We start from the raw sequence: 13,702 nt of genomic DNA on the forward strand, positions 1-13,702 counted from the left end.
TAATTTATTAAAATGAGTAAATATACTGAAGACGACTTAAGAGTCGATTTAGAAAATAAAAAGTATGAATTCGGTTGGGAAACAAAAATCGATTACGAAGATTTTCCAATTGGTTTAAATGAAGACATCGTTCGTGCAATCTCTGCTAAAAAAGAGGAACCGGAATGGATGACAGAATGGCGTTTAGAGTCTTTCAAAATTTGGTTGAAAATGATTGAGCCGGAATGGGCAAACATTAAATATACAAAACCCGATTTTCAGGCGATTAAATATTATGCGGCACCGAAAGCAAAACCTGAATTGGATAGCTTAGATGAAGTAGATCCGGAATTATTGGCAACTTTTGCAAAATTAGGAATCAATATCGAGGAACAAAAAAGACTTTCAGGAGTTGCTGTAGATATCGTAATAGATTCAGTTTCTGTAAAGACCACTTTTCAGGACACCTTGATGGAAAAAGGAATTATTTTCTGCTCTATCTCTGAAGCTATTAAAAATCATCCTGATTTAGTAAGAAAATATCTTGGAAAAGTAGTTCCGAGAGGAGATAATTTTTATGCAGCATTGAATTCCGCAGTATTTTCTGACGGAAGTTTCTGCTATATTCCAAAAGGCGTAAAATGTCCGATGGAATTATCTACGTATTTCCGTATCAATCAGGCAGGAACAGGTCAGTTTGAAAGAACACTTGTGATTGCAGATGAAGGAAGTTACGTTTCTTATCTTGAAGGTTGTACCGCTCCGTCGAGAGACGAAAACCAGCTTCACGCTGCGGTTGTTGAGCTTATTGCAATGGATGGTGCTGAAATTAAATATTCAACTGTTCAAAACTGGTATCCGGGAAATGAAGAAGGAAAAGGTGGAGTTTTCAATTTTGTAACGAAAAGAGGACTTTGCGAAAAAAATGCAAAAATCTCTTGGACACAGGTAGAAACAGGTTCTGCCGTAACTTGGAAATATCCTTCTTGTATCTTGAAAGGTGACAATTCAATCGGTGAGTTCTACTCTATTGCCGTGACCAACAATCACCAATATGCAGATACAGGAACGAAAATGATCCACATCGGGAAAAATACGAGATCCACGATTATTTCTAAAGGTATTTCTGCAGGAAAATCTCAGAATTCATACAGAGGTTTGGTAAAAGTAATGCCAACTGCAAAAGGAGCGAGAAATTTCTCTCAGTGTGATTCTTTATTGATGGGTAATGAGTGTGGAGCACATACTTTCCCTTATATCGAGATCAAAGATCCTACCGCACAATTGGAACATGAAGCAACAACTTCGAAAATCGGTGAAGACCAGATTTTCTATTGTAACCAAAGAGGTATCAGTACCGAAAAAGCAATCGCTTTGATTGTAAATGGTTTCAGTAAAGAAGTTCTAAATAAATTACCAATGGAATTCGCTATTGAAGCTCAAAAACTACTTGAGATTTCTTTGGAGGGATCTGTAGGATAAAATTTTAATTCGCTTAAATATGAGCGAAATGTCATTCTGAGCGAAATGAAATAGAGTGAAGAATCTCATGTTTAATAGATTTCTCATTCGTCGAAATGACAAAATGATACATTAGAATTAACTTAAATTCTTAATGTTAAAAAAATAAAAACGAAATAGTATTTCATTGATAAGCGTTAGCGCCTTTGTTTATCTTAAAAAAGCAAAGGAGATTAAAAAAATCTTAGTCTAGCCTTGCGATAAATTTAAATGTATGTTAAATATAAAAAACTTGCACGCCAAAATTGAAGACGGCGCAGAAATTTTAAAAGGTATCAATCTTGAAATAAAGCCGGGTGAAGTTCATGCCATCATGGGACCGAACGGAGCCGGAAAATCTACGCTTTCTTCTGTGATTGCAGGGAAAGAAGATTACGAAGTTACAGACGGAGAGATCTTTTTTGAAGGTGAAGACATCATCGAAGATGCTCCTGAAGATAGAGCTCACAAAGGTATTTTCCTTTCTTTCCAGTATCCGGTAGAAATTCCGGGGGTTTCTGTGACCAACTTCATCAAAGCTGCGATGAACGAGAACAGAAAAGCAAAAGGATTATCCGAAATGCCTGCAAAAGAAATGTTGGCGATGATTCGTGAGAAATCTGAGCAATTGGGTATTAAAAAAGATTTCCTTTCAAGATCATTGAACGAAGGTTTTTCGGGAGGTGAAAAGAAAAGAAATGAGATCTTCCAGATGATGATGCTTAATCCGAAATTGGCTATTCTTGATGAAACCGATTCAGGATTAGACATTGATGCATTGAGAATCGTTGCAGACGGTGTAAATGCTTTTAAAAATGAAGGGAATGCAGTGCTTTTGATTACTCACTATCAAAGATTGCTTAACTATATTCAACCTGACTTCGTTCACGTTTTAGCAAACGGAAAAATCATCAAAACCGGTGACAAATCTCTTGCTTTGGAACTGGAAGAAAAAGGGTACGACTGGCTTTTAAATTAATTAAAAGAGCAAAAAAATTCAGAGATTTATACATTTCAGTCTTATTATTTTTTAAGTTTAATAAAAGTGGAATCTCTGGTTTAATATATTATCCATTCTTCGGAATGACAGATTTCAGCCAAATAAAAAGAAAAAAATGGTGCAAACCACAGATATACCAGTAATGGCATTAAAAGAACAAATTATAGAAAATCACGGTGAATTTTTGGAGAGTCTTCGTCACAGATTTCTGGATGATGATAGAAAAGCTGCTCTTCGAAGATTTGAAAAACTTGGTTTTCCGACAAAAAAAGACGAAGAATATAGATATACCAACCTAAAGGAGATTACTGAAAAAGGATATAACTTTTTCCCGAAAGAAAGTCATAATATCACCAAAGAGCAGTTGGAAGACTTGCATCTCGGTGAAGAAAATTTTGACTGGATTACTTTTGTGAACGGTAAACTTCGCAAAGAATTATCAAAAGTTTCGATTGAAAACGTAGAGTTTCTTTCATTCAATTATGCCTTGAATGATGATAAGCACAGAGATATCTTCGATCAATATTTTAATACAATTGCTTCAGACAAATCTGCTTTCACGAATTTAAATCAGGCGTATTGCAAGTATGGTTTCTTTTTGAAAGTTCCTAAAAATGTGGTAATTGAAAAACCAATTCACGTTTTCTATATTTCTCAAAATCAGGAAGAAAATACCTTCTACAACACGAGAAATTTATTAATAGTAGAGGAAGGTGCAAAAGTGGAGATCATTGAAAGTCACCACAATTTTGACAGTACTTACGTTTTGACAAATTCTGTGACAGAAATTTTCACTCATCCAAATGCAAAAGCAGATTGGCACAAAGTTCAGAACGATAATGATACTTCTTATTTAGTTGACAATACTTTCGCAAAACAGGAAAAAGATAGTTTAACGACGGTTAATACGTTTTCTTTCGGAGGTAAATTGGTAAGAAACAACCTTGATTTTATTCAAAATGGATCGAATATCAATTCATTCATGAACGGAATCACGATTATCGGGAAAGATCAGTTGGTAGATCACCACACGGCGGTTCACCACAATCAGCCACACTGTGAAAGTTATCAGAATTACAAAGGTATTTTCAGCGGAAATTCTCACGGAGTTTTCAACGGGAAAGTATTTGTAGATAAATTGGCTCAGAAAACGAATGCTTATCAGCAAAACAACAACGTTTTATTAAGCGAAGGCGCTAAAATTGATACAAAACCACAATTGGAGATTTTTGCAGATGATGTGAAATGTTCTCACGGTTGTACGGTTGGTCAATTAAATGAAGATGCGATGTTTTATTTGAGAGCAAGAGGTATTTCTAAAAAAGAAGCTCAGGCTTTATTGTTGTATGCATTTGCAAACGATGCGATGCAAAACATTGATATTGAGCCTTTAAAAGAAAAAATTTCAAAGCTTTTGGCTGAGAAATTAGAAGTTGATATAGAGTTTTAACAATATATAGTAATTGATAATAAAAAAGGCTGTTTCATTCATGAGACAGCCTTTTTGAATTTTACACGCTCTGTGCATTATATTTTTCATCAGCAAAATAAATATTTCACCAATTTTCTATTTTTAATGTAAAAAATATATTTATTTAAAATAAATCATGAATAATATTTTAAGATTTATACTTTCAAATGAATTTTAATAAGAAAAACGAATAGTTTGTAGAAATTTTCTACATTTACAATAAACACAACACATGCTGATCAAAATTTATGGCAGCGCAATTCATGGAGTTGCAGCAATGCCATTAAAGAAAGCAGTTACAGAATTTCCGCGGCTTTGAAAAACGTAGGCTATAAAATTCCGGGAAAGAAAATTACGATCAATATGGCTCCTGCAGATCTCCGTAAAGAAGGTGCTGCTTATGATTTGAGTATTGCCATCGGAATTCTCGCTGCTTCAGATCAGATTCTTGCCGAAAATATTCAGGATTATGTTATTATGGGAGAACTTTCTCTCGACGGAACTTTGCAGCCGATTCAGGGCGTTTTACCGATTGCTATTCAGGCTCGTGAAGAAGGTTTTAAAGGCATTATTCTACCCAAACAAAATACGCGGGAAGCTGCAATTGTAAATAGTCTTGATGTTTATGCCGCAGAAAATATTAAAGAAGTTATTGATTTTTTTAATGAAGGAAAAACGCTTCCAAAAGTTGTAATCGATACCAGAAAAGAATTTCAGGAAAAGATTAATGATTTTCCGTTTGATTTTTCTGAAGTGAAAGGACAGGAAACCGCAAAAAGAGCAATGGAAGTTGCCGCAGCAGGAGGACATAACATCATCCTGATCGGACCTCCCGGAAGCGGAAAAACAATGCTTGCCAAAAGAGTTCCGAGTATTTTGCCTCCTTTAACATTAAAAGAAGCGCTGGAAACTACGAAAATACATTCTGTCGCAGGAAAAATGGGTAGAGAAACTTCACTCATGACGGTTCGCCCTTTTCGTGCACCTCATCATACGATATCGGATGTTGCTTTGGTTGGTGGCGGAAGCTATCCTCAACCCGGAGAAATTTCTCTGGCTCACAACGGTGTTTTATTTTTAGATGAAATGCCTGAATTTAAAAGAACCGTTCTTGAAGTGATGAGACAGCCTTTGGAAGATCGTGAAGTGACTATTTCCAGAGCTCGGTTTACGGTAAATTATCCTGCAAGTTTTATGCTGGTTGCTTCGATGAACCCAAGTCCGAGTGGCTTTTTTCCTGATGATCCCAATAATACCTCATCTGTTTACGAAATGCAAAGGTATATGAATAAGCTTTCCGGTCCTCTTTTAGATAGAATTGATATTCATATTGAAGTGCAGAAAGTTGAATTTGAGCAATTAACCGAAAAACGGAAAGGCGAGAAAAGTGAACAAATCAGGAAACGTGTTTTAATTGCCCGTGAAATTCAGGGTGAGCGGTACAAGGATTTAAACATAAGTTATAATGCACAAATTGGACCTAAAGAAATAGAAAAGTTTTGTGAGCTGGACTCCGCATCTTTCAACCTTATCAAATTAGCTATGGAAAAACTGAATCTTTCGGCAAGAGCTTTTGACAGAATTTTGAAAGTATCCAGAACAATTGCCGATCTTGAAGAATCTCCAAATATTTTATCTCATCATATTTCTGAAGCGATACAATACAGAAGCTTAGACAGAGAGTTTTGGAATGTATAAGTAATGTTTTGTTTTAATTAAAGACAAAAAAAGCTGCCTCACTTTTTATTGTGAGACAGCTTCCCTTATTATTATGAAAATTTATATATGAGACTAATTAATAGTTACTTTCAAAATATTTTTAACGGCAGGAATTGGGTATGTATTTCCTACTTTCATAATGACTTTGCTTTCTGCCTGAGGAGTTCCTCCAAATAAAGCCTGATGATTTCCGGCTCCAGGATATTGGCTGATCCCTGTTCCTGAATCAAATAACATCGTGTTTAAAGTAACATCACCTTTTGTATTGGCACTGATGCTTTGTTCGTTAGAAAAAAACCAGTCATTAGAAAATCCGAACATCGTTGCATAAGCAATCTTATCTCCGGGACTTGACTGGAAAGTAGTCATAACTTTAGTTCCTGGTGCAACCGGTGCACTTCCCGCTACATAAACGCCTTTTACATTTGGTAATGCTTTTAAGCTATTCTGAAGATTCGTAACATTTCCCATTTGCGAAAGTTCTTTTAATCCTTTACCAGCATCTAGCTGACCAAGCTCATAAATTGGGTTTTTATCTCCCGTATAAACCACCACCAAAGCTGGAGAAAGACCTGTCATAATTTCGGTGTTTGCGGTAAGCTTAGTTATCATCTTCGTAATATCGCCCATTTGAGAGATATCTGTAATCTCCGGATTAGACATTGCATTTGGAGTAAAGAAAGGTGCAGAATTCAATAATTGTGAACCATTATAATTAGAAACCGCCCAAGCTCCAGGGGAGAAAGGTGTCTCATTGGCTGTACCTCCTGATGTATTAGTGATCGTTAATGTAAATTCAGAAGAAATATCATCGTATGCAAGATTTAATTTCATAAGTTGAGAAGCAGTTACCCCAGGAACCTGTGCAATAACCTTGCTTTCTGCCTGTCCTGATGTATTATCTTTAGTTCCGTTATCCCATAAAAGGACTTGTGAAGAAACGTCTCCTGTAATTGCATTTCCACTACTATCAAATAGCTTGATTCCGGGTTGCTGAGAAGCAAAAAACCAGTCTTTTGAAGCTCCGTACATCGTTGCAAACATTAATGACTGTGCTTTTCCTGCACTAAATTTAAAAGAAGCAGATGTTCCCGGTGCAATAATGGAACCTCCCCCACCAAGGAAACTTCCACTTTCAACAAAATCTTTAGGAACTACAACATTTTCAAATGTAATTGTTTTTTCTGATGACGGATATTCTACTGTATCGTCATTATCACAAGATGTAAGACTGAACGCTGTCATAATACCAACTGCCAACGTAGCAATTTTAAAAATGTTCTTTTTCATAAATAAATTTTTGTAATTATTATATATATTACAATTACAGTCGGTATTGTCGCTAAATCCTGACAAAAAAATATATTTTATTTCTACATTCTATTATAACTAATTAATAATCAATATGTTTAACCTGTATTAAAAAAGAAGGTTTATTTTATTATCACTTTATTTTATTATCAAAAAATGTTGAGTTATTTTAGAAAAATTGATTTAAGTAATACAAAGACGATAATAAAAACCAATAAATTCTGCCTTTCCGAAAGGCTACAAAAACAAAAACCACCGAAAATTTCGGTGGTTTCTGTTTTATTAAGATTGTTTAGTCAGAAAGACTATTTTCCTTTTTTAGCTGCTTTCATTGGTCTAGCAGGTTTTGTCTTTGTGTCTGCAGGAGTGTTTGCATCTTTTACCAATTGTAATTCGTCAATTAGTCTTCTTGCACCCGCATATTTGTCGATTGTCCAAAGAACAAAACGAACGTCTACGTTGATTGTTTTTTGCCATTCTTGTTCGAAAACGATGTCACCACTTAAAGCCTCACTGTTTCCGTCGAATGCGATACCGATAAGGTTTCCGTCTCCATCGATTACCGGAGAACCAGAGTTACCACCCGTAATATCGTTGTTTGATAAGAAGTTTACCGGCATATACCCTTTAGCATCGGCATACTGACCGAAATCTTTGATGTTATAAAGATCAATTACTCTTTGTGGAAGATCAAATTCTTCGTCCCCTTTCTTGTATTTTCCTACAAGACCCGTCATGTCTGTATAATAGTTATCCGTAACACCGAAGTAGTTTCTGTCTTCTCTGATAGGCAATTTATCTACAGTTCCGTACGTTAATCTCATGGTAGAGTTTGCATCCGGATAGAATTTCTTTTCAGGCATTGTCTTCATTAATCCTGCTAAGAATAATCTGTTGTTTTTAGCAAAATTATCATCAATTTTCACAAATCTTTCGCCAGAAGCTTTTTGATCAGCAACAATTCCGTTTGCAATTTTCAAAAGCGGATCTGCATCTAATTTTAAACGGTCTGGGTTTAAAATAAAGTTTGTAGCAGAAGTTTTATTAGCAAAGATTGAAGAGTAAGCAACATTAGAAAGAGATTTTGCATCTAATCCCATAATTGTTTCAGAAGCTACATCTTTGTTCACTCTTGTCTGGTAAAGATTCACCATAGAGTTCATCATTTCCCCTTCAAGCTTTGTATTGATGTTTTCGTAAGCCGCTTTAATGGCAGCATCTACTTTTGGCTTCATTGCTAATCTTCCTTTCATATCCTGCTCAGCATACGCTCTAAGAACAGGACCTACCTGTAATGCAAGAGTGAAATATTTAGAATTTCTTAAAAGTTGAGAAGCATAGTTTCTTTCAACATTTCTGTCAGAAGTCTGCTTATAATAAATACCTATATCTTCTAAAACTGTTTCGTACTCAGCAATATTTGCAGGTTGTACAGCCCATGTTTTGAATTTTTCTTCGATCGCTTGTTTTTCCGTAATTGTTCCGTTTTTGATAACGGCATCAATTGTTCCTTGTCTATTTTTCCAGTAGTTTGCTACAGAAGCGTACTGAGAAGCATAGTTAAGTTGAGTTCCTTTATCTTTATCCATGTACTTCTTCATTACATCCATTGCCAATTTAGAAGCTTCAACCCAAGCCGGATAATCTTTACCTACCATTTGTTGAATTCCGTAAGAAGTCAAATAACGGTTTGTTCTTCCCGGATATCCCAAGATCATTGAGAAATCTCCCGGTTTCACTCCTTTAAGAGAAACAGGTAAGAAATGTTTAGGCTTTAAAGGAACGTTTGTAGGAGCAAATTCAGCAGGGTTTCCTGCAGCATCAGCATACACTCTGAAAACTGTAAAGTCTGCAGTATGTCTCGGCCACTCCCAGTTATCTGTATCACCACCAAATTTTCCTAATGATGAAGGCGGAGCTCCCACCAATCTGATGTCTTTGTAATCTTGATAAACAAAATAATAGAACTCGTTTCCGTTGAAGAAATCTCTTACTACTACAGTATATTTTCCGTTTTCAGAGTTTTCAGACTGGATTGCTTTAGTTTCAGCATCGATCACAGCTTTTCTCTCTGCAGCAGACATGTTGTTGTTTAGTTTAGAATTGATTCTCTGTGAAGCATCATCCATTCTTACCAAAAATCTTACATAAAGATCTTTTGCATTGAATTCGTCTTTTTGCTTCATTGCCCAGAACCCGTTCTTCAGGTAGTCTTTTTCCGGTGTAGAAGCCGCAGCTACAGCACCATAACCACAGTGGTGGTTTGTGAAAATAAGACCTTGGCTGGAAACAATCTCTCCTGTACAGAAACCACCGAAACTTACGATTGCATCTTTCAAGCTTGAATTGTTGACAGAATAAATTTCTTCAGGCGTAAGATGCAAACCTTCTTTTTGCATATCTACACCATTAAGTCTTTTTACGAGCATTAACAGCCACATTCCCTCGTCTGCCCTCATTTGAACAAAACTTAAAAGGAAAGTGAATAGTAGTAATATTCTTTTCATTTTATAAAATAATTTTTGTGTTGCTAATTTACTAAAATTTTTACTCTCTCCTATCTGTGATGGTATGAAAATGGATGAGAATGGGTTATGAAAAAAATATTATTTACGGTTTTAGCCGTTTTATGTCTAAGTTTTGTCTTTAATTGTTCTTCAGTTCCCACAAAAAATCCTCAAATCCAAAGAGAATGGATGTTGGTTTCTTTTGAAAATTATGCTAAACAAGATTTAATTAAAAGCAATGCTAAAATCAATTTAACCTCAGCAATCGAAAACGGAAAAATTAAAGGTGGAGCTTTTATGGGCTGCAACAATATGTTTTTCTCTTCTGAATTTAAAAAAGACGGTAAAGTAACAATCTCCGAAATGGGTTCAACGATGAAGGCTTGTCTGAATATGAAACTGGAAAGCGATTTTTCCAAGAGTTTTAAAGATATGACGAACTATAAAATTGAAGGGCACTTTTTGACATTCACTGATGATAAAGGAAATTCGATGAAGTTTATTGCCGCAGATTGGGATTAATTTTAATAAAAATTTAAATAGAAAAAGTCCACCTTGTTAGGTGGACTTTCTTTTTGTTGAAAAATCTAGTTGTTGTTATTAGTTTTTCGGAATAGTTTTTTTTATTTCAGCCAAAGTCGCTGTACTTGGTAAACCTTGTACGGTGCTACTTGAAGTTTTGGCTGCATGGTTTGCCGCTTTTCTGTTGGGTATACTAGCTTTTATTTCTTCAATAGTCGCTGTATTGGGCAACAATTTCCCTGAGTTTGCAGCTGCAACGACAGGCTGAGTTTTTGTCTCTTTATTTTTCACTTCAAGACCTTGGTCAGAAGCCAACCCTGTTGAAGCTTTCTTTTGAGGAGCATTTTCCAAAGACAATTTTGCCATTTGAGCCTCATTTTCTTTAGCCTGCTTTACAACTTGTGCCTGATCTTCAAGTTCTGAAACCTTCTTGTTTTCCTGGGCATAAATATTTAAGCTTAACGCTAAAAATGCAATGATATATAGTGATTTCATGATCGTTTATTTAATGTTTACTAATACTTTGATTTTTCCGATTCCGTTTTGGTCATAATCCTGAAGCGCTTTTCCGATTACCTGTCCTATTTTTACTTTTTTAGGATTGGCTCTCATCGCAACTCCCGATTTTGATGAAGTCACTAAAAGATCTCCTCTTTTAATATTTCCACCTTCAAGACAAACTTTCGTAGGAATTACCCCGATTACTCCCATCGGAACCTTTCCGATCAGTTCTGAGTCTATATTTTCTTCTGTTAAAAGCACTCCCGGTTTTGTAGCATAAACTCCCGCAACAAGGTTTGAGTAAGGTTTTGAAGATTTTTCTACTGTTCTGTCCGAATCTGTTGAAATAATTAAGATATCTCCCGGTTCGTATTCTGAAGTATTCCCTTCTACATCGAAAGCTTCTGCTAAATCGGCTCCACTGTTTTGTGTACCTCCGTTAAAAAATCCTTTTCCTGTTTTATCGATACGGGCAACGTTGGTTGATGCACTCTGATAAGTGGCAATACTACCCGATGGTCCCTGATGATTAATGAGTAAAGTAGATCCTGTACCAGTTGTGGTTATATTCACTACCGGTTGTCCATTAGCATTATTAAAGTTTCTGAAATATCCCGCTCTACCAGTCCCGAAATTAGGAACCCAACCATAAATAGCAGAACCCGTTCCATCTACTGTAGCTTCTACACCATCACCACTTCCGCCTGCATTTGCAGTAATCCCGTTTCCGTTTCCTTCTGTAAGCGCAATTAAAGCAGGTCCGTTTCCACCTGCATTACTTTGATAGAATAAACCTGCAAAACCGCCTGTTCCTGTAGATTCACCGTAAACTCCTGCAGTTCCGAAGTTAGCAAACTGAGAATTTACTTTTCCGTGTACAGCAGCTGAAGTTCCACCAGTATTGTCTACAAAGAAATCTCCTGCCATACCGTTTCCGACTGTTTTAGCGGTTACTACAGCGTTTGTATTTGATGTATTAAAATTCTGAAATTCAGCAGGTTTCCCTAAACTGAATGTAGGAGTCCAGCCATAAATTGCACGACCTGCTCCGTCTATATTGGCTTCTATTGCATCACCGTCTTTTCCTGCATTGGCGACGATGGCATCACCATTCCCATCTGTTATTGCAACTAAAGCACGTCCGTTTCCTGAAACGTTTGAAGCAAAGAAAAGACCTCCGAATCCTCCGGTTCCTGAAGCTACACCGAAAAGTCCAGCTGCACCAAAGTTTCCGAAAATAGTTTTGGTTTCACCTCTTACGGCTGCACTTACACTGTTTGTATTATTTGAAAGGAAAGACGCAACATTTCCTAATGTATTATCAGGAATATTTCCTGTACTGTTTGATTCTACTTCGAAAGTGTTTCTGTCATTCGCAGCGTTTAAATTTTCGAATCTTCCTGCACGACCTTTACCACTGTTTTGTCCAACTTGTCCTAAAACACCAACAGATGTTCCTGTAGCATTGGTTGCAACAAAACCTCTTACTCCATAACCTCCACCGTCATTTCTACCTACAACAGCTCCTGCAATGTCACTGGTATTTCTACCTACGACAGCTTCACCGCCTCCGTTATTATCGGCGATAACACCGGCAGAAGTTTGCTGACTGGTAATTCCATGTACTGCAAAACCGCTTCCTGTAGAACTTAAAACACCGGCTCCACTTCCTGAAGTGGTTACATTAATAACGGTTCCGTTTCCTAAAGTGGAAGCATTAAGTACATTATTGGCATTTGCATTATTTGATAATGAAATATTGGCTGCAACCCCATTGGTACTGGTCGCATTAAGACCAGTTCCTGTATTACTGTTGGCATATACTCCGTATCCTGCTCCTGATGAATTTCCGTAAACTCCCAAACCTGTTGGTGTAACACCGTAAACTCCCCATCCACTTCCGTTCTGGCTTCCCCAAACACCGACACCTAAACCTCCGGTTCCGTTATTGATCCCTCGAACTCCCGAAGAAAATCCTCCCGGAGATACATTAGTAACGATACCTCGAACAGCAGCAATACTTGATGAAGTTGTAGTATTGTTTCCTTCTATAGAAGTTCCGTCGCCGTCATTGGTTAAAGAGAAAAGAGTGGATGCATTATTAACTGTATTCGTATAAGGAATTGTAAAAGTTCCGCCACCGCTTAAAGCACCTGCTGATTTAGCAAACATGGCATAAGGAACGCTTAGCAACTGGCTTGTTCCTGTAATCGTATAGTTTGTTCCTCCAGCCGGGTCAGTTTCTGTTTTTAAATAATAACTTCCCGTTGGCCAGTTAATCGTATTAAAAGTTCCTGTAAGTACAGTTCCCGTACCGATTTCCATGGTGATAAGACCATTTGTGTTGGTGCTTCCCGTAAGTCTTTCAGAATAAACTACCGTTCCTGCAGGCGAACCCTGTAGAACGCTTACTCTTACTCCGATACTTTGGTTTTGTAATACCTGTCCTGTTGTATTTCTAATGATCGCTTGATAGCTCATTTTTTCGGGTGCTTGTGCAAAGGCCAGATGTGTGCCAAGCAGAAGTCCCGCCGTGATTAATATTTTTTTCATGGTTGTTATTTTTTAATGATTTTAAATGTTTTGATGTTTTTACCTTCCTGATTTATCCTGATGATATACATCGCAGATGGCAGATAAGAAAAATTGAATTCAGATTTAGACTGACTTATTTTATCTGTTTTAATTAATTTTCCCTGAGAATCAAAAAGTTGATACTCTGAACCTTTGAAATTATTTGTGGTAAAGTCCAGATACAAATAATCTTTAAAAGGATTAGGATACAGTAAAATGCCTTCTTCAGTTGAATTTGAGATTTCATTGGTTGCAAGTGTAGTAATTTCGAAGACCTGTTGTACGCCTTCAGAAACCTGACGGTTACTTCCCTTTACGAGATAAGCAACCTGCCCTACACTATAAGAAACCGAGCCGTTACTTCCTGTAGCGTTTGCTCCTGTTGCCAAAACTGCCGATTGCGCTTTCAGCAAAGAGATGGGGACCAGGAAAAGCATGAGAAAGAAGCATTGAATAGATGTTCTTTTCATATAAAATGGTTTTGTGGTTATTAATTGGTTATGTCAAAATTTTAAAGAGAATTCTGAATGGCTAAATTACCACATATGAAAGGTGGATATTTTTAAAATAGATGAACGACGAAAAAAATCGACGAATGACATCTAATAAAATATTATC

Annotated in this window: 10 protein-coding genes; 5 read left to right on the forward strand and 5 right to left on the reverse strand. The window is 36.6% G+C overall.

The genetic code is table 11. The annotated features are described in order from the left end of the window. Positions 1-12: 12 nt before the first annotated feature. From sufB to J3D55_RS01105, 4 genes are all read left to right on the forward strand, one after another. Positions 13-1,461 carry a Fe-S cluster assembly protein SufB gene (gene sufB, locus J3D55_RS01090; protein ID WP_259127367.1) on the forward strand — a complete coding sequence of 483 codons (1,449 nt, stop codon included), beginning with the start codon at positions 13-15 and terminating at the stop codon, positions 1,459-1,461. Between the two features lie 253 nt (positions 1,462-1,714). Beyond that, complete coding sequence (gene sufC / locus J3D55_RS01095) at positions 1,715-2,458, forward strand: Fe-S cluster assembly ATPase SufC (RefSeq protein WP_259127368.1); 744 nt, start codon at positions 1,715-1,717, stop codon at positions 2,456-2,458. A gap of 163 nt (positions 2,459-2,621) precedes the next feature. Continuing rightward, on the forward strand, positions 2,622-3,929 hold the full coding sequence (sufD, locus tag J3D55_RS01100; protein ID WP_259134989.1) for a Fe-S cluster assembly protein SufD: 1,308 nt from the start codon (positions 2,622-2,624) through the stop codon (positions 3,927-3,929). Positions 3,930-4,169: 240 nt separating this feature from the next. After that, on the forward strand, positions 4,170-5,648 hold the full coding sequence (locus tag J3D55_RS01105; protein ID WP_374759516.1) for a YifB family Mg chelatase-like AAA ATPase: 1,479 nt from the start codon (positions 4,170-4,172) through the stop codon (positions 5,646-5,648). Between the two features lie 93 nt (positions 5,649-5,741). Here the strand turns inward: J3D55_RS01105 and J3D55_RS01110 are convergent, their stop codons facing one another. Next, complete coding sequence (locus J3D55_RS01110; protein WP_259127369.1) at positions 5,742-6,959, reverse strand: spondin domain-containing protein; 1,218 nt, start codon at positions 6,957-6,959, stop codon at positions 5,742-5,744. A gap of 326 nt (positions 6,960-7,285) precedes the next feature. Continuing rightward, a complete protein-coding gene (locus tag J3D55_RS01115; RefSeq protein WP_259127370.1) occupies positions 7,286-9,487 on the reverse strand; it encodes a S46 family peptidase in 2,202 nt (733 codons plus the stop codon). Between the two features lie 87 nt (positions 9,488-9,574). Here J3D55_RS01115 and J3D55_RS01120 point away from each other — a divergent pair, with 87 nt between their 5' ends. Continuing rightward, complete coding sequence (locus J3D55_RS01120) at positions 9,575-10,009, forward strand: META domain-containing protein (protein WP_259127371.1); 435 nt, start codon at positions 9,575-9,577, stop codon at positions 10,007-10,009. 78 nt (positions 10,010-10,087) lie between these two features. On the opposite strand, the gene J3D55_RS01125 is transcribed toward J3D55_RS01120, so the two are convergent. From J3D55_RS01125 to J3D55_RS01135, 3 genes are read right to left on the reverse strand one after another with little or no spacing between them, the layout of a single operon-like run. Next, positions 10,088-10,504 carry a hypothetical protein gene (locus J3D55_RS01125; RefSeq protein ID WP_259127372.1) on the reverse strand — a complete coding sequence of 139 codons (417 nt, stop codon included), beginning with the start codon at positions 10,502-10,504 and terminating at the stop codon, positions 10,088-10,090. Between the two features lie 6 nt (positions 10,505-10,510). Then, positions 10,511-13,063, reverse strand: a complete 2,553-nt coding sequence (locus tag J3D55_RS01130) for a beta strand repeat-containing protein (protein ID WP_259127373.1) — start codon at positions 13,061-13,063, stop codon at positions 10,511-10,513. Between the two features lie 5 nt (positions 13,064-13,068). Beyond that, a complete protein-coding gene (locus J3D55_RS01135) occupies positions 13,069-13,554 on the reverse strand; it encodes a T9SS type A sorting domain-containing protein (RefSeq protein WP_259127374.1) in 486 nt (161 codons plus the stop codon). Positions 13,555-13,702 lie beyond the last annotated feature (148 nt).

The organism is Chryseobacterium ginsenosidimutans, from assembly GCF_024807225.1.
GTDB lineage: Bacteria > Bacteroidota > Bacteroidia > Flavobacteriales > Weeksellaceae > Chryseobacterium > Chryseobacterium ginsenosidimutans.